We start from the raw sequence: 25,480 nt of genomic DNA on the forward strand, positions 1-25,480 counted from the left end.
ATTGGATTCCATTCAGATATGGGGTTCGGTCGCTGCTTCGGAGGGGCGCGCCGAGGGCGAAGCGTTGCTCGTCACCTCGCCGGTTTCCATGAGCTGCTTGAAGCGATGAAGGTCTCGTCGCGCCTGTACCTCGGGTTCGCGCTGAAGCAGCTTCGCTGCGAGGCGCCCAATCTTCCCTGCGGGCGGATCGTAGGCAAGGATCAGGGTCACGAAGGTGCCGCGTCCGTTGGGCGCCTCGGTGAAGCGCACCTCGCCGCTGTTGACGATGTCGGACTCGGGCGTGCTCTGCCAATAGATCGACTCATTCTCGACGCGCTCGGTGATGCGGTTGACCAGCGTCACCTCGCGGCCTGCCGGCGCCTTGATCGTCCACTGCGACACATCGTCGCCAAGCTCGTCGACCGCGACGACATTCTCCATGAATTCAGGGAAGCGCTCGGGCCTCCAGGCCGCGTAAAGTTCGGCGCGCGGGCGGTTGATGAGCACCGACTTGCCGAACAGCGCGCGCGCCGATGGCTTGCCGAGAGTCCAGTGCGGCGCATCGGTTGCAATCGGCGCATCGTCCTGCATCCTGGCCTGCCTGCGGCGCTGCCAAATCGCTGCCCCGGTGGCGAGCAGCGCGATGCCGGCGCCTGCGGCGGCAAGCAAAAAGGGGGAGGACAGAGGTTTTTCGCTTCGGGACATGGTTCATCTCCCGCCCGGGCGCGGCCCGGACGTCTAGAGGGGAGCGGCGGCTGGGGACGCCGCGGGGTGAGGAAGATCGGCCCCCGCGGGGGCGACAATCGACTGACGCCCGCTCCCCGCAATTGTTCCGGCCCAATGGATAAAATCTGCGAACTGCGCGACATTGCCGCCGAGCGGCCTCGTCCGCCGCTCATCCAACGCCCGTCGACGCCCGCTGCAGACAGCAGCTGCCGGGCGACAGCAACTAGGTTCACTGAGCCGCGACATGCGCCCGCTCCGTTGCCGGCACTGCATCGTGTCGCCTGGTCTGCGGCGGGCGCGCAGGCCAGGCCGCGCAGTCCAGCCTGTCGCGTTTTTCGAACTCCGCCGCGCTCATGAGGAGCACGAGCCCATCGGCATGGCACTCAAACAGCGATGCGGGTACCGCGCGCAAGCTCTCGTCGATACCGCCAATACCGCCCGAGCTCACGACGACGTAAGAGAGACAGCCGCTCTTGCACTCTATCATCGCGTCGACCGTCTTGCCGATTTCTTCGCCGCGGATGTCGCTCACCGGCAAGCCGGCGAGCGCGCTCGCGGCGAATAGCGAAGGTGCGGCGGCGTCGCGGCTTCGTTCCGCGGCACGCCGCGCGCCGTCCTCATATCCGCGCTGGCGGCCGAGCCAGCGCCAGATTCCGACGAGATTGACCATGGTGAGAAAGAGATTGGTCAGGAGCAGATTCGTCTGGCCGGAGGCGAACCCCACCACCGACCAGGCAAGCGAGCCGAGCGTGAAGACGACGAAGCCCGAACCGGTAACGCGCGCGCCGAGGTTGGCGGCGGTCATCATGGCGGCGATCATTGTCGCGGCAGGCGCAATCAGTCCGGCGGTTTCTTCCACAGGCGGCGTCTCCCTCGCTCAACGCCACGCCGGTCGGCGCAGCTGCCAGGAAAACCCGCCGCCGCGGCGCGGCGTTCCCCTGCCGCTCGCCAAAGCAACATCGATCAATGCGATTTCGGCCGCGCGCGGGGAAGGCGAGGCGCCGTGGGACAGGGACGAAGCGTCATCGCCGCGCCGAAAAGCGCGACCGGCTGATCCCCGCGGAGAACGCGCCTAGCTTTGCTCGCCGGTGAGCTGTTCTTCGGCGAGCGCGGCGGCCGCGATGAGACTCTGACCGGTGCCGCGCGCGGCGGCGGCGGTCATCGTCGCGGCGATGCCGTCCGGTCCGTCGAGCATCACGACGCCACGCTCGGCGGTCGCCACGCCGGGCTCGGTTTCGGGACGCGGCGGAGTGGGCAGGTCAGTCGTCATCGTCGAGGCCTTTGGTCATCGGGCGGGGAAGAATCGGGATCGTCAATATAGAGATAGGAAGGATCGAACTGCCCGCGGCGCGCCAGCCTTGCCGGGTCGAGGATTTCGACTTTGCCATTGCGGAACGTGCATAGCCCCTCTTCGCGGAGATGGCGCACGACCCGGTTCACATGAACTGTGGTGAGACCGCAGATCTCGGCGACATCGGCCTGCGTCAACCCGAGCATGAACTCCCGCCCGTCGCTGAGGCCCGCCGACTGGAGCCGGACATTGGTCTCGCAGAAGAAATGCGCGACGCGCCCGATCGCGTCGAGGCGGCCGAGCCGGAAGAGCCAGGCTCGATGGATCGCTGCGTCGAGCAGCGTCGCGAACCAGAGCTTGCGCGTAAGTTCGGGCATTTCCTCGGTAATCGCGTCGAGCGAGACATGCGGGACGATCGCGATCGACACCTGGGTCATCGTCCCGACGTCGTGATCGAGCCTTTTGAGCGGGTAGGCATGGAGGTCGACGAAGTCGCCCGGAAGATGGATGGCAACGAGCTGGCGAAGGCCGTTCCGATCGTCGAGATAGCGCGACATGATGCCCTCGACCAGCAAGGTGCTCTGACCGAGCCAATCGCCGGCGCGCGCGATGATCTTGCGCGCGTCGACTGTTTTCGTTTCGCTGATGGATGCTTCGAGGCGCGCGCGCTCGCCGGCTTCGAGGCGTACCCCGCGACGGTCTCTCAAGAAGCGATCGGTTAACATGACTGACGTTCCCTGTGCGTCCGAAATGCATGGGCGGACCTGCCCAACTGCGATCGTCCGAAAGCCCGGCAAGCGCCCTCAAGGGAAGCGGAATCGTCATGATCGAGGTTAACTGCAAGCCCGGTGCAGCAACTTTCAAATCACGAACTCGTTCCATGCGTGGGATCGGAGGGGCCGACGCGTGCGCCCTCGAGCTCTCCTCGTGCCGCTGCAACCAGACCGAAAAGCGAGATCAGACATGGCCAAGACCCCCGCCCCCGCCCGCAATTCAGTCGGGAAAGCGAAACAGAAGGCGCGCTCCGGACAGGATGCTGCCTCGGTCGCGGGCAAGGATATGGGCGGAGAATCGCCGCGCAAGGCGGCGCTCTTTCCGGCCGATGCGCCGATCACACAAAGCTTTGCGGAGAATCGCGGGAAAGGCGGCGAGACCCACCAGCAAACCGGCGACACCCATGCGCCGCTCACCACGCAACACGGTGTCCCGGTAGCCGACGATCAGAACAGCCTGAAACAGGGCGGACGCGGTCCGACCCTTCTCGAGGATTTCCACTTTCGCGAGAAAATCTTCCATTTCGACCATGAACGCATCCCCGAGCGCGTCGTCCATGCCCGCGGTTATGGGGCGCACGGCTATTTCGAGCTGACCGACAGCCTCGCCGACGTCAGCCGCGCCGACATCTTCCAGCGGGTGGGCGAGCGAACCCCGGCCTTTGTCCGCTTCTCGACCGTCGCGGGTTCGAAGGGCTCGTTCGATCTCGCACGCGACGTGCGGGGTTTCGCCGTCAAACTCTATACGAAGGAAGGCAATTGGGATCTTGTCGGAAACAATATTCCCGTATTCTTCATCCAGGATGCGATGAAGTTCCCCGATCTTGTTCATTCGGTGAAGCCCGAGCCCGACCGCGCCTTTCCGCAGGCGCAGTCGGCGCACGACAATTTCTGGGACTTCGTCAGCCTGATGCCGGAGAGCTTCCACATGATCATGTGGACGATGTCCGACCGCGCGATCCCGCGCTCGTTCCGTACGATGGAGGGCTTCGGGGTCCACACCTTCCGGTTGATCGATGCCAAGGGAAGGTCGACCTTCGTCAAATTCCACTGGAAGCCGAAGCAGGGTTTGCAGTCGGTGCTGTGGAACGAGGCGGTCAAGATCAACGGCGCCGACCCCGATTTCCATCGCCGCGATCTTTGGGATGCCATCCAGAGCGGCGACTTGCCTGAATGGGAGCTCGGGGTGCAGCTTTTCGACGATGCCTTCGCCGACAGTTTCGAGTTCGACGTGCTCGACGCCACCAAACTCATTCCTGAGGAGCAGGTGCCGATCCGCCCGATCGGGCGCCTCGTTCTCGACCGCGTCGTCGACAATTTCTTCGCCGAGACCGAGCAGGTCGCTTTCTGCACCCAGAATATCGTGCCCGGCATCGATTTCTCGAACGATCCGCTGCTTCAGGGCCGCAACTTCTCCTATCTCGACACGCAGATCAAAAGGCTCGGCGGGCCCAATTTCACCCATATCCCGATCAATGCGCCGAAATGCCCGATGGCGCATTTCCAGCAGGACGGACATATGGCGATGCGGAACCCCGTCGGACGCGCCAATTACGAACCGAACAGCTGGGGCCCCACCGCTGGCGGACCGCGCGAGACCCCGGCGCTCGGCTTCACCAGTTTCGCCGACGAGGCCGACGGCGCGAAGCGCCGCATCCGGCCCGAGAGCTTCGCCGATCATTACAGCCAGGCCCGGCAATTCTACATCAGCCAGACGCCGATTGAGCAAAAGCATATCGGCGACGCGCTAGTCTTCGAACTCTCCAAGGTCGAACGGCCCGATATCCGCTCAAGGACCGTGTCGCATCTCATCCATATCGACCGCGGCCTTGCGGCAACCGTCGCAGACGGACTAGGACTGCCGCTTCCGGCCCCGGCCAAGGCGGCGAAGAAGCCCCTGACCGACCTTCCCCCTTCCCGGCCGCTCAGTATCCTGCTCAACGGCCCCACCAGCATCGCCGGCCGCAAGATCGGGATCCTTGCGACCGATGGCGCCGATGCGAAAATTTTCAAGGCGCTGATCAAGGCAGTCGATGCTGCGGGTGCGGTCTGGGAGCTCGTCGCGCCGAAGATCGGCGGCATTATTTTGTCCGACGGAACGAGCATCGCCGGCCGCCACAAAATCGATGGCGGCCCGTCGGTGCTTTTCGATGCGGTAGTGCTGCTGGCCAGCGACGACGGCGCGGAACTCCTTGCCGGCGATGCCGCGGCCAAGGATTTCGTCAGTGACGCTTTCGCGCATTGCAAGTTCATCGGTTACACTGCCGAGGCAGCGCCGCTCTTCGCTGCCGCCGGGATCCAAGACAAGCTTGACGAGGCCTGCATCGCACTGGCCAAGCCCGGCGATGTCACCACTTTTCTCGACGCCTGCGCCGCGCTGCGCCACTGGCCGCGCGAGGCGGAGGTTGACCTCGATGCGAATCCGAAAGCGGCCAAGCCACCAGCAAAGACCGGCAGCGAGGCACCCGACGCGACAACGGGTTCGAAGGCCTCGCGGTAGCGCGATGCGAGAGGAAGGAGCCGGGACGGGTTTCGAGGTCGACCGGCTCGTTTTCGGTCCCGATGATGTCGACCTGTCGCGCTCGCCGCTCGCGGGGCAACTCGGACGCGAGACCTACGTGCTCGGTGCGTTCAACCCTGGGCTGTTGCGACTGGGCAATGGCAATCTGCTGATGATGGTGCGGGTCGCCGAAGCGCTCCGCCGGCCGGTCGAGAATGGTCATGTCCATTCGATCCGGTGGGAAGCGGGCCGCTACAAGCTCGACGCCTGGCCGCTTGAGCTTTGCGATACATCGGACCCCCGAAAGTTCTTGGTGAACGGCGGCAGTTGGCGCGTCGTGGCGCTGACCTCGCTGTCCTGGCTGCTTCCCGTCGAGCTCACTCCCGACGGGCTGGAGGTGGTCGCGGTCCATTATGACAAGGCGGTCGAACCGGGCGCGGACTTTCAATGCTATGGGGTCGAGGACGCCCGCATCAGCCGCGTCGGTCAGCGCTGGCTTATGACGACCTGTTCGGTCAGCCCCGAGCGGCATTCGACAACGCTCTACAGCTCGTCAAACGGCCTCGGTTGGACACTCGAGGGTATCGTCCTCGATCATCAGAACAAGGACATGCTGATTTTCGAGGGACGGATCGATGGCCGCTACTGGGCACAGACGCGTCCGCTCGGCGATCTCTATTTCGCCTATCCGCCGGGATCGGCGTGGCGCGCGGGACCTTCGATCAACCTCGCGACGTCGCCCGATGCGCTGCACTGGAAGCCCTATGAGGCACCGGGGATCCGTCCGCACGCCGACACGGTGGCGACCGCGCGGATCGGCGGCGGCACACCGCCCATCCGCACCGATGCGGGATGGCTCACGCTCTGGCACGGGGTCGAACCCAAGGAGCTCGTCGGCATTTACCGCACCTACTGGTCGCTCCTCGATCTCGACGATCCCTCGGTGGTGGTGCGTACCGATCATCGCCCGCTGCTCGAGGCGGCCCCCGAACTCACGCGCCCGCTCGAGGCCAAGCTCTATATTCGCGATGTCGTCTTCACGACCGGCATTGCCGATGGAGGCGACCATTATGTCGTCGCCTCGGGCGAAGCCGATCTTGCCTGCCGCATCACCCATATTCCCAAGACATGTTTCGGTAACTGACCAGCGCGTGAAGACCCGCCGCGACATTCCGTCGGCGCCCGATCTTGTCCTCCGCTGAGATCGAGGCGCCCGCCGCCGGCACCGGAAAATGCGCAACATTTGTTAATCGGCGCATTGCGGCGGCAACTCTCGCGCCGTCCCCCCGTTGCCCTCACAGGCTCCCGGATATTCTCGCAACGATGGAGACAGACCATGGCACACGCATTGACGTCACGCCGGCGCTCGTCGGGGTTTGGAAAACTTCTCAGCATCGGCGTTCTCGGGGCGCTCTTCTGGTTCACGCGCAAGTCGTCCCGCGCACAGGCGAAGGATGATGGTCACTCGGCCGCTTTCGCCGATGGCGAGACACACGCTGAAAATTTCGACCAGACCCGTTCGGCCGGGCCGGACGGCATGCGCGACGGTGTCCGGCGCGAATGGGACCGCGTCGACCAGGCAGCCGACGAGTCCTTCCCGAGCAGTGACCCGCCGGCCTATTGAAGGCAGTGACAATGAGCACCCCTCTTTCGGACGAGTCTGCGGCACGGGCACCTGGCGCCGATCCGGCGCCTCTGCAAAAGTCGACACTCGTGCTGCACTATGACGATGACGGTATCGGTCTGGAGAAGCGCCTCTTCTTCGAGGCCGCGACCCCGGCGGCAGCGCTCGAAATCGCCGCAGGCGAAGCGGCGGGCCGCCATGCGCGCTTGTTCGTCGACGGCAGGCCGCTCTGCAGCGTGGTGAAGGCCGACGAGGATCATCCCTTCTGGGTCATCGCCGCTTCGGCGGGGCGACCGATCTATGCCCCGACCTTCACATCGCTTCCCGAGGATCTGCCATGATCGATGAAGCAGACGCGCATACCGTAGCCCCTGAGATCAAGGGCCGGCGCGCGGTCGTCACTGGAGGTACGACTGGGATCGGCCGCGCTATCGCCGTTCTTCTCGCAAGCTACGGCGTGAAGGTCTTTATCTGCGGCCGTACGCCTGAACATCTGCACGATGCGCTGCAACGCATCCGCGAAGTGGGCGATGGCGACGGCATCAATGTCGATCTATCGGTGGCCGAGGACGTCGACCGGTTCTTCGAAAGCGCTAGAGACTATCTGGACGATATCGACATCGCGGTGATCAACGCCGCGGTGCCGGCGGCAGGGCTAGCCGATGCGAGCGAGAGCGAAGCGCGGTATCAGCTCGAGACCGACTTCACCGCCTATCTTGTCTGTGCGCAGAAAGCGGCGCGCTGCATGTCGGCGGGTAGCGACATCATCCTGATCGGATCGATGACGGCGGTTTCGCGCGGCCCCGGCAGTTCGATCTATGTCGCGGCTAAAAGCGGCATACAGGGCTTCGTTCAGGCGTTTCGCAAGGAACTCGCCGAGCAGGATATCAAGGTCGGGCTTATCGAGCCGGGATTCACCGGCGCCGACTTCCAATATCCCGAATTTCCTCCCGAAAAGCAGAAAGAGCTGATCGGCAAGCATCAGATGCTACGAGCCGAGGACATAGCTGTCTCCGCCCATTTCATGCTCGTCCAGCCGCGGCGCGCCGCGGTCTCGCTGATCCGCGTCGAGACCCGGCTCGACCATCCCTGACATCCCGAAGGAGCCTTCCCATGACCCCCAACATATTCAAGACCATGCGAGGCCCACTCGACAACACCGCGGCCCTACTGGGTGCGGCAGCGGCGGGTTTCGCCGTCGGCCTCGTCGCGAACCTCGGCCGAAAGGCCGCAGTGCAGAGTTTGACGATGCTCAAGGGCCAATGGGACGAGGGCCTGAAGGCCGAACACCGACTGACGATGAAGCTCTTCGATGCGCTCGAATCCACTGACGAGAGCGATGCGCGAAAGCGCAAGGCGCTCCTGGTTCAGCTCCAGCATGCGCTCGCGAAACATGCGTTCGAAGAAGAGAATGTCGTCTATCCGGCGATGCGCGACCATGGCCAGATCGTGGAAGCCGACAAGCTTGTCCACGATCATGGCTATGTGAAGCAATATCTGTTCGACCTTTCGGAAATGGATGCCGCCGATCCCGCCTGGATAGCGAAAGTCCGCGAATTTCGCGCCGAGATCGAAGCGCATGTCGAGGAAGAGGAGCAGCGTCTGTTCCCTCGCCTCAAGGCGGCGCTGGGCGACGAGGGCAATAAACATGTTACCGCGGTGATGAACAAGGCTGGATTTGCCGCTGCCTGAGCGCCATAGGCGGGCATGAGGCTCGCCGGACCGCCATGTGTCGTGGTGCAGTGACGAAGGTGCGAGGGCCGTAACGAAACCCGAGGCAGACTTGTGAGTTGCCGAAGGTGGGAGAAGTTGGATGCCCCGTTATTATTTCCACAGCAGCAGCGGCCAGCGCGAGCTCGACGATGAAGGCGTCGAGTTATCGGATACGGCCGCGGCACGGGTCGAGGCGGCCCGCTATGCGGGCCATCTGCTTGGCGATAATCCCGAACTCATCAACGATGTGGACACGCTCCGGATAGAAGTGACCGACGAGGACGGCTGCCTTTGCTGCGCGGTCCTGATCGCGTCGGTCGACGCTCGGCGGAAGATCGAGCGTCCCGCACCTCCCAAATAGGCTCGCCTCGCCTCCTAGCTCATGCTTGCGAGGAGCCGCTCGATCGGCGTCGTGGCAAAACCGATCGCGCTGTCCGAAATACCGTAGGGTATGAACAGGTCGCCGCCAATGCGCATCGCGCCGCAGGTGTAGACGACGTTGGGCACATAGCCTTCGCGGTCACTCTCGGCGGCCGAGAGGATCGGGCATTCGGTGCGCGCCAGAAGCTTCGTCGGATCGTCGCGATCGAGAAGCGCTGCGCCCAAGCTATATTTTCGCATCGCGCCGACGCCGTGGGTGAGGAGGATCCAGCCCTCGTCGCATTCGATCGGGCTGCCGCAATTGCCCATCTGCACGAGCTCCCAGGCAAAGGTCGGCCGCATGAGGATCTGACCCTCGTCATCCCAGTCGGTCAGGCTATCGGAGGCGATGATCGTGACATTCTTCCCGTCCTGCCGGGCGATCATGAGATAGCGGCCGTCGACCTTGCGCGGAAACAGCGCCATGCCCTTGTGGCGCGCGGCGCGCCCCCGAAGCGGTTCGAGCGAAAAGCGCGAGAAATCGGTAGTGCGCAGCAGTTCCGAACCGATCGCCTGCCCCGAATAGGCGGTATAGGTACCGATATATTCTCTCCGGCCGTCGTCATGGACGAAGGGTGCGAGCCGCAGATCCTCGATGCCGCCGCGCTGCGCCTCCGTCATCGGGAACAGGACGCTGTTCGAGATCGCGCTATCGGGTTGGCGGTGAACGGTGACTCGGTCGGCCGCCCCCAATTGGTGCCGGTCGTCGGCGACCGCGGCCATGGCGGGGCCCGACTGCGGCCAGAGCATGAAGTCCCCGTTCTCACCGATGATCCCCTCGCGGAAGGCAACCGAACTTATATGACCCTCGCCGACCGCGCGCATCGACATGATGAAGCGCTGCTGATCAGGCGCAAGGCCGCTCTGGTCGGGGTGCGGGACGACGCTCGGGTTCATGAGCGCGGCGGCGGCATAGCTATATTCATGGCAGAAATAGGCGCCGATCAGCCGGCGCTTTACCGGCGAAACGCCGGCGGGATCCAGTGCGAGATCCTCGGCCACCTCGGCGAAACGCTGGTCGAAGATGCGCCCGATCTGCCAGTGGCGTTCGGAAAAATCCTTCCAGACAAGCCCGAGGTGGGCCTCGGCCTCCGCCTCGTCCATCGCCAGGATATCACCGACGAGCTGCGCCGCGCGCGAGGGCTCGGAGACATTCGATTGCCAGGCGAGGTGGAAAGGCCTGAGCACGACCCGCGCAGGGTCGGCGGCGAGCTTCTCATGAAGAATGTGCAGCGGCGTGTGGTCGGGATTGCAGATCAACATCGCTGGCGCTGGTATCCTTCGTTGTCCCCCGCTTCCAGAATGTATCGGCCATGGCGCGGTGTGCAAGGTGAAAAGCCAGCGCGGATTCGGCGCCGACATTCGAGTTAACCCCGTGACGGGTCAGCCCGTCGCAGCAGCGTCCCGTTGCCGAGCTCGCTATCACAGCGCCCCGGTCGTTCGCGCCGAGGAACCAGCCATAGGCCCGCTCGGCGCGGTCGTGCCAGCGCAGCTTGCCGGTCAGCCGGAAAGCCGTGGCGGCGGCATCGACCGTCGCCCAGGCTTCGAGCGGCTGCTGGTCGAAGGGAAAAAGCTCGTGCTCGACGCCGAAGCCCTCGCAGCCCATCGGGCGAAAATGCCCATCGCTGCTCGTCTGAATGTCGCACAGCCAGTCGAGCGCCGCGATGCCGGCTTCCTCGAGCGGGACCGAGCCAAGCCGCCGGCCCGCGCGCAGGAGCCCCTCGGCGAGCCGGGCGTTGTCATAAGCTAGCACGGGCTCGAACCAATCCCAGCCGCTCCGCCGCGCGCTTTTCCACAGCGCATGCAGAAAGGCGCCGCCGCGCTCGACGATCGCGCGCGCCTCGCTATGATCCGGTTCGCGCGCCAGAAGTTCGTCGGCTCCCAGCAGCGCGAACGCAATCGCCCGCGGGCTCTTGAGGTCGGCCGCGAGCGGCGCGGCGCGCGTGAATAATTCTGCGCACCACTTCCTGAGCCCCTGCGAGCGCGCGTGCTCCGCGCCATGGCCAAGCGCCCAGAGGGTACGGCCATTGCTATCTTCGGAGCCTTCTTCCTCGAGCCAGCGCCGGTCATAGCCCATGAAATTGCGGAAACGTCCGCGATCGGGGTTCCAGCCATGATGAAGGAAAGCGGCGTAGCGCGCGAAGAGCAGTCCATATTCCTCCTCGCCGAGCGACGGGCTGGCGTTGACGAGCATCAGCGCGCGCGCATTGTCATCGATGCAATAGCCGTGGTTCCGGTCGGGGATGATTCCTGTTCCATGCTGTAAGATGCCGACATCGTCCGACAGCGCGCGGATCGCGGCGAAAGAGGGGAACATCCGCCTCGGCTCGCGCCGCGCGGGCGCGGCCGCCACATTTTCGATGAGCGTCGCGAAACGCTCCGCGATGGCCGGCCAGGCAGTCAGCCGGCCCCGCGCATAGGCGCGCTCCTGCATGGAGCGCCGCTCGCCGGGATGCGCGAGCAGCAACAGCACCGCCTCGGCGATGGCGTCGCTGTCGGTGCCACCGAGCAGGATGCCGATATCGTCTGCGAGCAGCTCGCGGGCATGAACGAAGGGCGTAGAGACGACCGCGCGGCCAAGCGCCACGGCATAGGCCAGCGTGCCCGATGTGATCTGCGCGAGATTGGGATAGGGCGCGAGATAAATGTCGCATAGCTCGATCTGCTCGAGAAGTTCGGGCAGGTCGAGGAAGCGATTCTCCCATGCGATATTGTCCGCGACGCCGAGATCCTCGGCGAGGTCTGCGAGGCTTTGCCGATAGACCTCGCCCTCGGCGGCAACCAGATTGGGATGGGTCGCGCCGACGATCCGATAGAGCATGTCCGGATATTGCGCGACAATTGCCGGCAGCGCGCGGATCGCGGCTTCGAGCCCCTTGCCAGGACCCAAGAGCCCGAAGGTCGAGACGACCGGACGGCCCGCGAGACCCAGCTGCTCACGGAGCGGCGAACATTCGGTGAAGACGCGGTCGGGGGTGCCATGCTCGATGAGCTCGATGCGATCGGCCTTCGCACCATAGACGCGGATCAGCGTCTCGCGGCCGAACGCGCTCATCACCACAAGTTTCGCCGCCTTCGCGACGAGATGCTCCATCACGCGCCGCTGGTCGGCGCCGGGCTCGGCGAGGATGGTGTGGAACGTTACGATCAGCGGCGCAGCCAACCGGTCGACGAGCCCCAAGACGAGATCGCCTGCCGGTCCGCCGAAGATGCCGAACTCATGTTGGAGCCAGACCGCGTCGGCCCCGCTCGCATTGATCGCCTCGGCGGCGGCGCGATAGCCGTCAGCATCGTCTTCCCCGACGCCGGCAACGGCCGCAGCATCGCTCGCATCGCCCGCTCGCGCCGCCATTGCATAGACGTCTATCGCGATATCAGGGCGCGCGGCTTTGAGATGATCGTAAATGTCGGCGGTGAAGGTTGCGATCCCGCATTGGCGCGGGCGGAAGCAGCCGATAAGGGCGAGGCGGCGGGCTCGCGCGGCAATGCCCGCGACGGGACCCGCATGGCCGCTATCTTCACTGTCAAACGCGGTAAGGAAGCTGGTCTCGCTGTCGAATTTCATCGTCGTGCCTTCTGTCCGGTCCCCCCGAATGAAGATCAGGCGCGCGCATCACCCTTGCCTTTACCCCCCGCGAAGGGCGTCGTTCCGGGGAAAGGCCAACCCCGAAGGGCGCGCCCGATGTGGCAGGAGAAGCGTGTTGCCTGAACGCCCAACGCTCCCCTCCGCGCGCAGTTGCCGACCCGCCGGCAACAATCGCCATGATCCAGGTTAATTCCGGCCACCGTGCGTCAGGCGCTCGCGCTGGGAACAGCAGGACACCAGCGAATGACAAACATGCGCCGCGCCCTCTTCTCCCCTTCCCGCCCGCCATCTCCCTTCCCACCGCCGGGTCCGCGACCGCTGTCACGGCAGTGTTATCGCTGCGACGGCCACGGCCAGCGCATTGACCTCCGCTCCGCTGTGCGTTGTTGAACCCTCGGTATATTCGGCTCGCAACCTCTACGGCCGGCGTCCGATGAACCGAATCCGCGTCGATCTCGGAATGCTGGACCGCTTTCGAGCGATTACTTGCCCGGCTCTCAGATCGCTGCTTCCCGGCCTCGCCCACCATCGCTGCAGCTATGGCGAAGCTGGCGGCGACGAAACGCCGCGTCTCGGCGGCACCGAACCCGTGCCGGGGCTCGGGCTGGTCCCGCCAGCATCATCGACCAGCATTTCGCCGAGTGCGGTCGTATCGGGCGGCTGTCCGCCACAGTCGCCCATCGTCCCGATCGTCTCGGAATCGGGATCGACGAAGACACGGCGCTTCGCGTCGAAGGTTGTATCGCGCGGGCTATCGGCAGCGGCGGCGTGAAGATCGCCGACGCATCACGGGCGAGCCATAGCAATGCGGCGGACGCCAAACCGGCGACATATTTTCGCTCCACGGCGCGACTCTGCACGCATCGGGGAGAGGCGACTGCTTCGACCTGGCCGCGCGCCGCCCCGCAACATGGGCTGTGCCGAAGGCTCAGCGTGCCGCGCTGCGCCCCGAGAAAGGACAACGCCAATCGGGTCCGACGGCCCGCCCTGAATATTGCCGGGCCTCCGACACATCGCCGTGACGCGCGAGCATCGGGTTCACGCTGCCGGCGAGCGCAACGTCGCGCGCGATGATCTTGCTTCGCATCGTCTCGTAGATGTTTGCATCGCGCAGCTTCTCGAACTGGTCATGGAGATTGAATACCAGCGCCGGGCGCTCGAACCGTCGCGCGGGGCGGCTCGCGCGTGGATGAAGGCCAACGACGAAAAAGGCCTCGCCGCCAAAGCTCAAAGAGAAATGTGGATCATCGGGACTGAGGTTCACGCGCGGATCGGGTGGCTGCCCGGCCCAATGATCCTTCCGGCTCAGCGATTCAAGCCGGTGCCAGAGCGAGGTTTCGAACCCTGCCTCGTCGAGTCCGCCATCCTCCTCGAAGATCACGACGAGTGAGTGGAACAGGCTCGGTTCGCGGGCGTAGCTCCAGGCAAGATCGAGGAGATTGGGATAGATGCGCAGATCGTCCCAGGCCGAGCGCATGTCGCGGCCGACGACGAAGCGCATCTGTTCGCGCGCCAGCGCGGACTTCGCGCCGACGCACGGGAAGTCCGCGGCGCGAATGAACGCCTGGAAGCGTTGCGCGAGCGGATGGGAACTGTCGTCGGTTGGCGGAAGCATGCCGCTGAAACAAACACATGCTGTCGCGGTTGCAGTCGATTAACTTGGGTTGGATCGATTTCCGGGGAGAGGCTTACCGTTTGCTCCTGCGGCTCTCGTCACGCAACGGGTCGGGTCGTCATCAGCAAATGCAGCACCGCGATATGGGCCTGAGCAAGAACCTCTGGCTGTTTGAAAGGCGCATATCTCAAGGTATGGGCCGATATGCTGGGGTCGCTCGGCGTCATCGGTGCCGCTGCGATTATACGGACGCCGACAATTGCGGCATCGAACTGGTCGAGTGTCGCTCGTCGTGAGGCGCAATGCGCAAAACTATATTGGGTTGATTCGCCCAGGGCAGACTTTATCGACCGCTCCAGGAGCGGGGGCGCAAAATGCATCGAACTATCAAATACCTAATATTGCTGGCTTCGATGGCGCTGGGGATTGGGGGATTGGCGGCGCCCGCACCCGCCGGCGCGCCGGTCGGCCCATCGACGTTACACATCATTTTCGACAAGTATCCGGACGAGTGCGACAGGATCCAGATAGGATCGGCTTCCCCTGTTCCGATAAGGAAGAAGGCCTATTTGACGGCAGAGGTCTGGCCGGGTTCCGTTCCGATGGCAGGCTTCGGCTGTCGAGGCCAGGATCGGCACCCCTTCCTGTTTCAGGTCGGCGAGGGCGAGCAGTACATCTATTTCGGCAAGGCGCTCGGCGGCGAATATGATCATTGGGAGCAGCCGGGGATCGCACAGGGTCGGGCCCTCATCGCAAAGCGCCGCCAGGCCGGGTCGATTACGTTGGACGAGACGTCTCCCTCCATCAATCTGCTGGGGGGCAAATATACGGGCCCTGCCCCATGGATTCTCGAGCCCAGCCTGGGCGCCGAAGATTATCGGATCGCCCAGAACCGTGAAGTCCGCGGCCGGATCGTCTACCCTGACGGAATGACGTTCACGGGGCGTTTGAAGGGCAAGGAGCCGATCAGCGGCCAGATCGATTATCCGGATGGATCACGTTACATCGGTGAGCTGGGTAAATATGGCACGAAGGGGAAGTTCGGCCTGGTCGGCACCGGGAGACTGATCGCCCCCGACGGAAGCGTTTTCGCCGGCGAGTTCAAAGGCAACAGAGCCAATGGGATCGGCGTGTGCTCAGCGCCGGGCGGCCGGCCGGAATCCTGCCTGCGGACGAAGGGCAAACCGGCTCCTCTTCCAAGTGCGGCCGATACGGCGCGCGAGCGGGTCCGGAAGCAGGAAGAGGTCGACATCGACCGCGCCATTGCACCCACGACCGCTGAACTTGCCAAGTCGCGCAAAGTTTCGGAGGCACTGCAGGAGGACATCCGCCTTGCGCCGCAGCGTGTGCGCCAGCGCGACGCGCGAATGGAGAAGGAATGCCGCTGCTATCTGCACGGCTGTCTGGAGATTCGCGATTCGAACGCACCGCGCCCGACCGAGGCACAGAAGCGGCTTTGGGATCTCCAGGATCAACAGAGAACCCGTCAATGCCGCGCCTGGGACAGCGGGCGTTCGGTCGACCTCGATACCCGCGTCGAAGCCGAGATCGCGTCGTTGCGCGCCAAGGTGGCCAGGGAGGACGGCCGGCGTCTTGAATTGGAGCGCCAGATGGCCGCGCAACGCAAGGCGATTGCGCAAAAGCAGGCGGCCGAACGTTCCGAAAAGGAACGTATTGCTCGCGCGAACGAGGAGAAGATGCGGCAGGATGCCATCGACGGACAGAAAAAGCGCTGTGAAGCGACGTTCGCGACCTACGGCTTCGCGTGCGGCTGCAGTGCATTCCTTCCCAACGCGCCGAAGGAAAGGGCCGACAATCTTAAAGGGAATGCCTGCCCTGCATGACATCTGGCGCCCGAGCTTCGCGCACCCACGCAAAGGAACGGATCCTTATACCCCGGGAACAGCATCGTTCGCGATAGCTTCCTGGACGTACGCGCTCTGCGAAGCGTGTGCGCCCTCAGGATCGGTCTGGACGGCTCAAGTTTCTCCAAACTGCACGCGCATATCGAAAATCAATCACGGCTTGCGTTACTCTCCACCACTCCTTCGTCACGCAAGGGCCGGAATTTCTATGGTCGCGGCAGCGCGAAGTTAAATCCCCCCTCCCGTGAACAACCGCGCTTGAGCGAGACTGGCCGGTAACGGCCTGGAAGCTTTCAGGCGGCGAGCTTGAAGAAGTGGACGTTCGAAACCGACGGGGCGGGGATGACAGTTCGCGACCGATTATCGCCGTTCGATGCGCGAGGGGCGCTATCCACAAATAGAAACGAACATTGAATCTCTAGCCAAGCAGAGCGGTTACCTGCGATTATGGAGTTTCAAGGAGCGTTCCACCATCGGGTCGGCCGCAGACGCGACCTCCAAAGGATAGCTCGCCCAAACAAGCTGGCCGCGCTCCCGGTCCTTCCAGAAATACACGATCCATTTCTCGCCAGCTTTGGCAAGCGGCTGCCCATCATCGCATGCCGCACTTCCCCAACCTCGCTCGAATGTCACCGTCTGCGGTTCAAACGAGCCAAGCAACAGGAAATCGACATTTGCGGTCGCCGACCATGGATGAGCATCCGAAAAAGGTGGCTGCGTGTATTTCGCCTCGGCAATCGTGACAACGGCGACCGACGAGAAAATTTCTCTCTCATAAGCTCCGCGCAAAGTCTCTTCGGCAGACAGGCGAACGCGGCAAGCCTGAGCTGGCACGCTGGCCAACGCGAGGGCACAACAGACAGTGGCAGCGAGCCGAGCGTATCGCATCATCGTTCTCCCTGACATTGTTGCCCTTTGGAATTTACGATACGTGGACTTCCCTTAACGGTCGCTTGCCATCTCGCTCCGACATTAGCTGCCTGCCAGTTCGCCACCCCATTCTGGCCATCGGAGGGGTCGCCCCGCGAGGCGCCGAAAGCGCCAACTCTGGCTGGTTACGGACTGGCCGCTTCCGGGGGGGAAATCCGACATAGCCGACGTTAGCTGGCGCTTCACCCGAGCATTATTCCTTCTTGGGGCTTCAGCTGAGCTGCGGCTCGTCGATGTCTAACAAGGTCCAGTTTTTGCGCGGGCGGTACTTAACCCTCGGGTTGCGCTCCGCCCAGCATGCTTCGATGTTGTCCGAAAATCGCATAGAGGCCTAGTCCGATCAGATTCCACACCAGACACCATAGCAGCGTCTCGATCGGCAAACTGGAGAAGAGATAGAGGCAGCCGCCAATAGTCGCGAGGCCTATGAGCCAAGCGGCGCGGACGCGGAAAGGCCGCGGCATGTCTGGCGCGCGGAGACGCAGCGAAATCAGGCATGTTCCCACAGCCATAAATGCGATGAGGGTTCCCGCATTGGCAAGCGCCGCGACCTTTCCGATCGGGAGCATGCCCGCAAGAATCGCCACGATTACGGCCGTCAGCAGGGTGATCCGCGTCGGCGTGCCACGCCGCGAGATATGAGCGAGGCGCTGCGGCAAGAAGCCGTCGCGCGCCATCGCGAGGAAGATGCGGCTTTGCCCGTAGAGGAAAGCGAGCAGCACGGTCGGCAGCGCGACAACCGCAGTCGTCGCGACGACCTTGGCAATACCACCCTGCCCAATCGAGCGCAGGATCAGGGCCAGCGGTTCGGGACTATCTGCAAAACGTAGGAAGGGCACGGCTCCGACCGCCGACGCGGCGACAAGCATGTAGATTAACGTACAGACGACCATCGAGCCGACGATCGCTATCGGCAGGTCGCGCGCCGGGCGCTTCGTTTCTTCGGCCGCGGTCGAAATCGCATCGAAGCCGTAAAAGGCGAAAAAGATGATCGCGGCCGCCGCCATCACCCCGCGCTGCACGCCCTCGTCATCGATATGCGCGGCATAGCCATAAGGCATGAAGGGAGAGAGGTTCGCGACGTCGAAATAGGGCAAGGTATAGCCGACGAAGAGCAGCAGGGTGACGATCTTCACAACTACGAGGATCGCGTTGATGCGTGCGCTTTCGCGCGTGCCGAGCAGGAGCAGGCCGGTGACGACCGCGATGATGGCGACTGCGGGAAGATTGACGAGTCCGCCAAGCTCGGGACCGCGCGTCAGTGCCGCGGGAAAGCCGACTCCCACCAGCAGCGGAGAGGCATAGCCCGACCAACCGACCGCCACGGTCGAGACGACGAGCGAATACTCGAGGATCAGGCTCCAGCCGACAACCCATGCGAACACCTCGCCCAGCCCGGCGTAGGAGTAACTGTAGGCGCTACCAGCCGCGGGCATCATCGCCGACAGTTCGGCATAGGCGAGCGCGGCGCAGGCGCAGACCGCACCGGCGATTACGAAAGAGATCAGCACCGCCGGCCCCGCGCGATCGACGCCGACGCCGATCAGCGTGAGGATACCGGTGCCGATGATCGCGCCGACACCCATCGCCATCAATTGCGGCCAGGACAGGCTGGGAGGCAGCGCATCGGCGCTGCGCTCGCCGGACGGCACGAGGGGTTTGCGGCGGGTCCAGTTATGCAAGATCGATCTCCCAGATATCCGGCCCGATCATCCGGGTCCGCCGCTTATCCCCGTGCTTCGCGCTCAGGGCTTTTCGTTAGGGAACAGCAGCAGCCAGTCGGCCTCGGCCTGAATGCGCGCGAAGAAGCTCCAGCTATCGACTGCGATCGATCGCTTGAGCCAAGGCTTCGCCTTTTCGGGCTCGCCGCTCAGGATATAATAATTTGCCAGGCTGTAGGCGGTCGATGCTGCCACCCCGTCGGCGGTCGCGAAGGCGCGGCCGCCATCCTTGTCGCTGAAGAAGCTGTCGGCGGCGCGGTTGCCCTTGAAGAGCTGGATGCCGTCGAAATAAGTGTCCGACCCGCCCTTCGGATGCACTTCGAACAAGGTCAGATCATAATCGTCGAGGAGCTTCTGCGCCTCGCGGAGCTTGCCGGCGCGCGCGAGCGACAGATATTCCCAATATGTGTTGGCGGTGCGCGCTTCGATATCGTGCGTGAAGGCCGCGGCTTCGGCCGATCTGGCGAACCATTTCGCCGCATTCTCGAAATCATGCTTTCCGAAATAGGCCTGCCCGAGATGATAATAGAGATAATATTGGACGACATCGGGGTCGCCGGGGAAATAGTCCGGCCCCGGCTTTTCACGCTCGAGCGGCTGGTTTTCATAAAGCTTTGCCGCCTTCAGCCCCAGTTCGATCGACTTGTCGAACTCGCGCAGCGAGAACGCGCGATGCGCGCGGTGGCGCAGCAGCTTGCCCGAATTGGGGAAGCGCTTCAGCGCCTGATCATATATCGCCGCCGACTCCCTCGTATAGCCCTGATAGAAGAGGATGCGGCCGTACCAAGTCGCGCTGTCGACGGTCATATTGGCCTCGAACGCCGCTTTTGCATCGCGCGCGGCGCGTTCGAGTGTCTCGACCGATGCGACATTGGCGTTGCGCGCGGGGGCTGTGACCATTCGTTCGCCGAGCAGCGACATGCCCTGATAGCTGCCCTCCTGCGCAGCGGCCGTTCCCGGAACGGCGACCATCAACAGGCCGGCCGACACCAGCAATTTCAAATACCTGCGGTTCATGATAAATCCTCTCCGAACAAAATTCGTGTCTTCAATCGATATCGAGGTCGAACTTCACGCCCTGCGCCAGGGGGAGCGATGTCGAGTAATTCACCGTCGCGGTAACGCGGCGCATATAATTCTTCCAGCTGTCGGAACCCGACACACGGCCGCCGCCCGTCACCTTCTCACCACCAAACGCGCCTCCAATTTCGGCACCGCTCGTCCCGATGTTGACGTTGACGATGCCGCAGTCGCTGCCCGTCGCCGACTGGAAACGCTCGGCCTCGCGCACGTCACTGGTGAATATGCACGACGACAGCCCCTGCGACACGCCGTTCTGGAGCGCGATCGCCTCGTCGATGTCGGCATAGGAAAGAACATAAAGGATCGGCGCAAAGGTTTCTTCGCAAACGATCTCGCTTTGTGCGGGCATTTCGACAACCGCGGGCCGGACGTAGTAAGCGCCGGGAAAACCCGAGACCTCGATCCGTTCGCCGCCGTGGACGGTGCCGCCCTCGCTGCGCGCGCGGTCGAGCGCGCGTTGCATCGCGTCGAACGCCGCCTTGTCGATCAGCGGACCGACATGCGTCGCATCTTCGAGGGGGCTGCCGATCTCGAGGCTGCCGACCGCCGCTACCAGACGCTTCACGAAATCGGCGTGAATGCTGTCGTGGACGATCAGGCGGCGGAGCGTCGTGCAGCGCTGGCCGCATGTGCCCGTCGCCGCGAAGATCGTTCCGCGCAGCGCCAGCCCGATATCGGCGCTCGGGGCGACGATCGCCGCGTTGTTACCACCAAGTTCGAGCACCGAACGCCCGAAGCGGCGCTGCACGCGCACGCCAACATCCTGCCCCATGCGCACGCTGCCCGTGGCACTGACGATCGAGACGCCCGGGTGGTCAGCAATGATCCCACCACATTCGGCGTCGCCGATCGCGATCTGAACCAGATGATCGGGCGCGAATTCATAGTCAGCCGCGACCCGTTGGAGCAGTTTCGCAAACGCGAGCGCGGTCAGCGGCGTCTTTTCCGACGGCTTCCAGATGGCGCTGTTGCCGCAGACGAGCGCGACGGTCGTGCCCCATGCCCAGACCGCAGCAGGGAAGTTGAATGCCGAGATCAGCCCGAGCGGTCCGACCGGATGCCAATATTCGGTCAGCCGGTGTTCGGCGCGTTCCGATGCGATCGTCAACCCGAACAGCTGACGCGAAAGGCCGACGGCATATTCGCAGATGTCGATCACCTCCTGCACTTCGCCCCGCGCTTCGGTGAGAATCTTGCCATTTTCGATCGTCAGGAGCCGGGACAGCACTTCCTTATGCTCGCGCACGAGCTGGCCATAGCGCCGGACAAGCTCCCCGCGATGCGGCGCGGGCACCTGCCGCCATGCAAGGAAGGCGGTGCCGGCGTTGGCAACCATCGCATCCATATCGTCGGCGCGATGCATTTTCAGCATCGCGAGCGGCGCGCCATCGATCGGCGAATAGACTGCAAGGTCGGATCCCCGGTCTGCCGCTAGCGACAGGCCGAGTTTGCGGAAAAGGTCTGCAATCTCCCCGGCAAAAGTCCCTGAAGCCGAAGAAGATGAGAGTGGCTTGTCAATGACGTTCATTCATGTTTCCGTTGAAAGCGTTGTAATATCCAGATTATTTGAATCCGGTCTTGTCCGCGCTAGCGTGAACGATGAGGCGGCCGTCCTTGATGACGGTCGAGACATGTTCGAGCAGCGTGATGTCGCGATAGGGATCACCCGCGACGGCGATCATGTCGGCATATTTGCCGACCTCTATCGTACCGAGTTTATCCGACTGGCCGAGCAGCGCGGCAGCGTCGAGGGTTGCCGAGCGCAGCGCCGCCATCGGCGTCATCGGCCCCTGTTCGACCATCAGGCGGAACTGGCGCGCATTCTGGCCGTGCGGCGATACGCCGGCGTCGGTACCGAAAGCCACTTTGATCTTGTGCTGGACCGCGAGGCGAATGTTGCGCCCCGCCACGCGGCGCGCCTCGGCCATCTTCGCTTGCACCGCCGGGCTGGCATCGGCAGCCGTGCGTCCATCGAGCAAGCCGAGCGTCGGCACGAGCCAGGTTCCGCGCGCGGCCATCAGCTTTGCGGTGTCCTCGTCGAGATATGTTCCGTGCTCGATCGAATCGACGCCGGCGCGGACCGAGGCCGCGACACCCTCCCCTCCATGCGCGTGCGCTGCGACCTTCAGGCCGAGGCTGTGGGCTGTGGTGACGATCGCAGTTAATTCCTCGTCGCTGAGATGCTGGCCGAGCCCGCGAGCCTGCTGCGAATTGATCCCGCCCGTCGAGGTGATCTTGATCAGGTCGGCACCATATTTCGCCGCTTCGCGTACGCGCAATGCGCATTCGACAGCCCCCGTGCAGGCGCCGGTATAGTCATAAGGGTACAGCGCCTCGGTCGCCTTGCGGTTAAGCCCCGACATATCGCCATGTCCGCCGACGATCGACAGCGAGGTACCCGACAGGAATATTCGCGGACCGCTGACAGTGCCGTCGTTGATCGCATCGCGCAGCGCATGGATCGAATAGCCATCCGACCCGACATCGCGCACGGTGGTAAAACCCGCCTCCAACGTTTTTTTCGCATTGGAAAATGCAAACAGGGCGACATCCTCCGCCGTATCGATCGCTGCCGACCATAGTTTCGTCTCGGGCGAAAAGCTGAAATGGACATGCGTGTCGATCAAACCGGGCAGCAGAGTCGCGCCTTCAAGATCGACCACCCTCGCGCCGGTCCGCTCGACATGGCCCGGCACGATCTCGGCGATCTCCCCGTTGCGCACCACTACCGTCGTCGGCCCGAGCGGTCTCTCGCCCGGAATCGTGATGACAGCCCCTGCGTGAATGACCAACGCCTGCTGCGATTCGCCATCGACCGGCGCCGCAACAGCCCAGCCAGAGAGTGACACGCCCATGATCAGCGCCGACAATCTCCCCTTCCCTGCCAAGCAAATTTCTCCCGCCACCTTGCGCCATGAGGCCGCCGTTGCGGCCCTCCTCATTCGCATAGGAAGTTTTTGCTAGTTGAGCAATATTTTTTATGATAGGAAAATTTTGAACTTAGCAACGCAACACGGAAATCAACGGGTTTCCGGCTGGGGAAATGGGTCAAAAAGGAGGGAAGAATGTCAAAATCAGTGTCACGTCTGTTGCTGTCGTCAGCGCTCGCAATCGCAATTACGCCGATGGCGCATGCTCAGTCGGCTCCGCCGGAAGGCAATGCGGTTGATGCGCGCGAGGACGGCGGGGACATCGTCGTCATCGGTACGCGCCGCAAGGATCGCTCGGTTACAGACAGCTCGGTGGCCATCGACGTTATTCCGTCTGAGCAGATCGCGACGACGGGCTATTCCGACGTGAACGACGCGCTGCGCACGCTTGTGCCTGCCTTCAACGCACAGCGCCTTCAGGGCAATGATGGTTCGTCGTTCGTGCGCCCGGTCACGCTGCGCGGCTCGCCGGCCGACCATGTACTGCTGCTGATGAACGGCAAGCGCCGGCACCGCGCGTCGATCGTCCAGATCGGCACGGGCCATTCGTCGACTTCGGGGTCGCAGGGTCAGGACTTCAACGTCATTCCACCGATCGCGCTGTCGAGCGTCGAAGTGCTCCGCGACGGCGCATCCGCCCAATATGGTTCGGACGCGATTGCCGGCGTGATCAACATGGAGTTGAAGAAGGCAAGGAGCGGCGGCTCGATCATGGGTCAGGTCGGCGAATATTATGAGAGCGGCGGCCGCACCTATGACATTCAGGGCCATTTCGCGGTCCCCGTCGGGGACAATGCCTATTTCAACCTCGCCGCCCAATACACCGATCAGGCCAAGGCTTATGCGCGAAAGGCCACCCATTCGGGCGCAGAAGCGCTAAGGGCTCTTGGCGTTCCAGGAGTGCCCGAGCATCCTGAAGGAAATCTCGATCCGTACTACATGGCGTTCAAATCGGTATGGAATGCCGGGATCGAGCTCAATGACGAGCTGGAACTTTATTCGTTCGGCAACTATATGACCGGCAAGAGCTCGGTGACTTTCGGCCTTCGCCAGCCTTTTGCAGCCGGGGGTCTGAACGGTCACGGCACCTATGCGAATTCGGCGTTCGATCTTTCGCCGGCGCACCCCGAGCAATTCAATCTGGCGCTTATTTATCCGGGCGGCTTTACGCCGGAGTTCCGCGGCCAGCTTGAGGATTTCAGTGCCCTCGTCGGACTGCGCGACCAGTCCGGTCCGCTGACCTGGGATCTGTCTGCTCGCTATGGCACCAACACGGTGGACTATACGATCACCGGCACGATCAACGCCTCGATGGGCGTCAAGTCGCCGACCTCGTTCAAGCCGGGCTCACTGACCCAGCGCGAAGTCCAGTTCGACGCCGAAGTTTCTTATGAACTGAACAAGGACATATTGCTCTTTGCCGGCGCGAGCCACCGCAGGGAAACCTATGTCATCGGCGAAGGAGACGTCGCCAGCTACACGACCGGTCCGCTGCAGGATCTGCCCGCCGGCTCGAACGGCTTCCAAGGCTTCTCTCCCGAATTTGCCGGCAGCTTCGATTCGAACAGCTATGCGGTCTTTGCCGAAGTCGACGCGGACATCACACCTTGGTGGAACCTGTCGGCGGCCGCTCGTTACGAGGATTATGACCAGTTCGGCGACAATTTCAGCTACAAGGCAGCGACCCGCTTCGAACTGAGCGATGCCTTTGCGCTGCGCGGATCGGTTAGCACCGGTTTCCGGGCACCGGCGGCTGGCCAGGTGTTCGGAACCAGTCTGACTTCGCAGCTCGACGGCGTCGGCGGTTTCATCCTGGACGCGGTCCTTGTCCCGGGTTCGCCCGCGGCGCAGGTTTTCGGATCGAAACCTCTCACCCCCGAAACCTCGTTCAACATGTCGGCGGGCATGGTCTTCACCGGCCTTGACGGCTTCCTCGCGACCCTCGATTTCTATCAGATCGACGTCGACGACCGTCTGCTCCTGACCCCGTCGCGCAACACGACGGCAGCCGAGCGCGCCGCGCTCGCGGCGATCAACTTCCCGAACGGCGCAGACATCGAACAGGTTCGTTACTTTCAGAATGAAATGGATACACGCGTTCGCGGGTTCGACCTTGTCAGCACCTATCGCCACAGCTGGTCGGACAATGCCTCGACCGACTTCAGTCTGGCCGTAAACTATAACGAACAGCATCTTCGCGGCGCACCGCCCCCGGGTTTCAGCCCCGCGATTGTGACAGAGTTCGAACGCGGCACGCCGCGCTGGCGCGGCAATTTCTCCGCCACGACCAAGGTCGGCGATTTTGGGTTCATGGCGCGTGCGATCCATTATGGCGCCTGGCGCCGTCTGGACGGTGCGAGCTTCCTGCCCCGCAAGGCGGTCACGCTTTTCGACGCCGAAGTAACCTATTCGGGGATTCAGGATGTCGAGCTAAGCATCGGCGCTCGCAACCTGTTTAACATCTTCCCGCCGGACCGCGGCCCTGCACGCGCGCGCGCCGGACTGATCTATGACAACCACAGCGTATTCGGGGTCGCGGGCGGCTTCTATTATCTAAACGCCAAGTTTAAATTCTGATTGGGCCCGCTCCGGATCGGAACTCTATTTCTGACCAAGGCATACGGAATTGGCCTAGTGGATATGCCAATTCCGTAGCCTATCGGAAATTTCTGGATTATAGGTGGCGCGGCCGATTTGCCGGACCTCTTCCCCCAGCCGTCCTTC

The 25,480-nt window shown here is 63.3% G+C and carries 22 protein-coding genes; 10 read left to right on the forward strand and 12 right to left on the reverse strand.

Features of this window, described 5'->3' with window-relative positions; genetic code table 11:
- Positions 1–12: 12 nt before the first annotated feature.
- The 4 genes from P1IM2_RS07235 to P1IM2_RS07250 all read right to left on the reverse strand — a co-directional run bounded on the left by P1IM2_RS07235 (position 13) and on the right by P1IM2_RS07250 (position 2,721).
- The gene (locus P1IM2_RS07235; protein ID WP_260833944.1) at positions 13–684 is read right to left on the reverse strand and encodes an SRPBCC family protein; all 672 of its coding nucleotides are present in this window, start codon (positions 682–684) and stop codon (positions 13–15) included.
- A 250-nt stretch (positions 685–934) separates the two neighbouring features.
- Positions 935–1,564 (reverse strand): PRC-barrel domain-containing protein, encoded by a 630-nt coding sequence (locus P1IM2_RS07240; RefSeq protein ID WP_313906808.1) that lies wholly within the window; start codon positions 1,562–1,564, stop codon positions 935–937.
- 213 nt (positions 1,565–1,777) lie between these two features.
- Entirely contained in the window at positions 1,778–1,975 is a 198-nt protein-coding gene (locus P1IM2_RS07245; protein WP_062902527.1) for a hypothetical protein, read from the reverse strand.
- Positions 1,972–2,721 carry a Crp/Fnr family transcriptional regulator gene (locus P1IM2_RS07250; RefSeq protein WP_186401958.1) on the reverse strand — a complete coding sequence of 250 codons (750 nt, stop codon included), beginning with the start codon at positions 2,719–2,721 and terminating at the stop codon, positions 1,972–1,974. Before P1IM2_RS07250 ends, P1IM2_RS07245 begins: the two co-directional genes overlap by 4 nt.
- A gap of 334 nt (positions 2,722–3,055) precedes the next feature.
- On the opposite strand from P1IM2_RS07250, the gene P1IM2_RS07255 reads away from it, so the two are divergent.
- From P1IM2_RS07255 to P1IM2_RS07285, 7 genes are all read left to right on the forward strand, one after another.
- Positions 3,056–5,269 carry a catalase gene (locus P1IM2_RS07255; RefSeq protein ID WP_222103024.1) on the forward strand — a complete coding sequence of 738 codons (2,214 nt, stop codon included), beginning with the start codon at positions 3,056–3,058 and terminating at the stop codon, positions 5,267–5,269.
- Between the two features lie 4 nt (positions 5,270–5,273).
- Positions 5,274–6,413, forward strand: coding sequence for a glycosidase (locus tag P1IM2_RS07260; RefSeq protein ID WP_186401960.1), 1,140 nt, complete (start codon positions 5,274–5,276; stop codon positions 6,411–6,413).
- 192 nt (positions 6,414–6,605) lie between these two features.
- Positions 6,606–6,893 (forward strand): hypothetical protein, encoded by a 288-nt coding sequence (locus P1IM2_RS07265; RefSeq protein ID WP_186401961.1) that lies wholly within the window; start codon positions 6,606–6,608, stop codon positions 6,891–6,893.
- A gap of 11 nt (positions 6,894–6,904) precedes the next feature.
- Positions 6,905–7,234 (forward strand): hypothetical protein, encoded by a 330-nt coding sequence (locus P1IM2_RS07270; RefSeq protein WP_186401962.1) that lies wholly within the window; start codon positions 6,905–6,907, stop codon positions 7,232–7,234.
- Positions 7,231–7,986: an SDR family oxidoreductase gene (locus P1IM2_RS07275; protein ID WP_186401963.1), complete on the forward strand. Its 756-nt coding sequence runs from the start codon at positions 7,231–7,233 to the stop codon at positions 7,984–7,986. Before P1IM2_RS07270 ends, P1IM2_RS07275 begins: the two co-directional genes overlap by 4 nt.
- Positions 7,987–8,006: 20 nt before the next feature.
- Positions 8,007–8,585 (forward strand): hemerythrin domain-containing protein, encoded by a 579-nt coding sequence (locus P1IM2_RS07280; protein ID WP_260833945.1) that lies wholly within the window; start codon positions 8,007–8,009, stop codon positions 8,583–8,585.
- A gap of 121 nt (positions 8,586–8,706) precedes the next feature.
- Complete coding sequence (locus P1IM2_RS07285) at positions 8,707–8,967, forward strand: DUF6894 family protein (protein WP_186401964.1); 261 nt, start codon at positions 8,707–8,709, stop codon at positions 8,965–8,967.
- A gap of 14 nt (positions 8,968–8,981) precedes the next feature.
- Here the strand turns inward: P1IM2_RS07285 and P1IM2_RS07290 are convergent, their stop codons facing one another.
- Both P1IM2_RS07290 and P1IM2_RS07295 read right to left on the reverse strand, forming a co-directional pair.
- Positions 8,982–10,289, reverse strand: a complete 1,308-nt coding sequence (locus tag P1IM2_RS07290; protein WP_186401965.1) for a glycoside hydrolase family 130 protein — start codon at positions 10,287–10,289, stop codon at positions 8,982–8,984.
- Entirely contained in the window at positions 10,243–12,591 is a 2,349-nt protein-coding gene (locus P1IM2_RS07295) for a glycosyltransferase family 4 protein (RefSeq protein ID WP_186401966.1), read from the reverse strand. Before P1IM2_RS07295 ends, P1IM2_RS07290 begins: the two co-directional genes overlap by 47 nt.
- 454 nt (positions 12,592–13,045) lie before the next feature.
- On the opposite strand from P1IM2_RS07295, the gene P1IM2_RS07300 reads away from it, so the two are divergent.
- Positions 13,046–13,384: a hypothetical protein gene (locus P1IM2_RS07300; RefSeq protein ID WP_186401967.1), complete on the forward strand. Its 339-nt coding sequence runs from the start codon at positions 13,046–13,048 to the stop codon at positions 13,382–13,384.
- Positions 13,385–13,540: 156 nt separating this feature from the next.
- Here the strand turns inward: P1IM2_RS07300 and gntA are convergent, their stop codons facing one another.
- Positions 13,541–14,227 carry a guanitoxin biosynthesis heme-dependent pre-guanitoxin N-hydroxylase GntA gene (gntA, locus tag P1IM2_RS07305; protein ID WP_186401968.1) on the reverse strand — a complete coding sequence of 229 codons (687 nt, stop codon included), beginning with the start codon at positions 14,225–14,227 and terminating at the stop codon, positions 13,541–13,543.
- A 413-nt stretch (positions 14,228–14,640) separates the two neighbouring features.
- On the opposite strand from gntA, the gene P1IM2_RS07310 reads away from it, so the two are divergent.
- Positions 14,641–16,071 carry a hypothetical protein gene (locus P1IM2_RS07310; RefSeq protein WP_186401969.1) on the forward strand — a complete coding sequence of 477 codons (1,431 nt, stop codon included), beginning with the start codon at positions 14,641–14,643 and terminating at the stop codon, positions 16,069–16,071.
- Positions 16,072–16,527: 456 nt separating this feature from the next.
- On the opposite strand, the gene P1IM2_RS07315 is transcribed toward P1IM2_RS07310, so the two are convergent.
- From P1IM2_RS07315 to P1IM2_RS07335, 5 genes are all read right to left on the reverse strand, one after another.
- Positions 16,528–16,983 carry a hypothetical protein gene (locus P1IM2_RS07315; RefSeq protein ID WP_186401970.1) on the reverse strand — a complete coding sequence of 152 codons (456 nt, stop codon included), beginning with the start codon at positions 16,981–16,983 and terminating at the stop codon, positions 16,528–16,530.
- A gap of 308 nt (positions 16,984–17,291) precedes the next feature.
- On the reverse strand, positions 17,292–18,704 hold the full coding sequence (locus P1IM2_RS07320) for an amino acid permease (RefSeq protein ID WP_186401971.1): 1,413 nt from the start codon (positions 18,702–18,704) through the stop codon (positions 17,292–17,294).
- A gap of 63 nt (positions 18,705–18,767) precedes the next feature.
- Positions 18,768–19,760 (reverse strand): hypothetical protein, encoded by a 993-nt coding sequence (locus P1IM2_RS07325; RefSeq protein ID WP_186401972.1) that lies wholly within the window; start codon positions 19,758–19,760, stop codon positions 18,768–18,770.
- 31 nt (positions 19,761–19,791) lie between these two features.
- A complete protein-coding gene (locus tag P1IM2_RS07330) occupies positions 19,792–21,354 on the reverse strand; it encodes an aldehyde dehydrogenase family protein (protein WP_186401973.1) in 1,563 nt (520 codons plus the stop codon).
- Positions 21,355–21,388: 34 nt separating this feature from the next.
- Positions 21,389–22,696 carry an amidohydrolase family protein gene (locus tag P1IM2_RS07335; protein ID WP_186401974.1) on the reverse strand — a complete coding sequence of 436 codons (1,308 nt, stop codon included), beginning with the start codon at positions 22,694–22,696 and terminating at the stop codon, positions 21,389–21,391.
- 195 nt (positions 22,697–22,891) lie between these two features.
- Here P1IM2_RS07335 and P1IM2_RS07340 point away from each other — a divergent pair, with 195 nt between their 5' ends.
- Entirely contained in the window at positions 22,892–25,333 is a 2,442-nt protein-coding gene (locus P1IM2_RS07340; protein ID WP_186401975.1) for a TonB-dependent siderophore receptor, read from the forward strand.
- Positions 25,334–25,480 lie beyond the last annotated feature (147 nt).

It is taken from the genome of Sphingopyxis sp. P1IMeth2 (assembly GCF_900185685.1).
GTDB lineage: Bacteria > Pseudomonadota > Alphaproteobacteria > Sphingomonadales > Sphingomonadaceae > Sphingopyxis > Sphingopyxis terrae_A.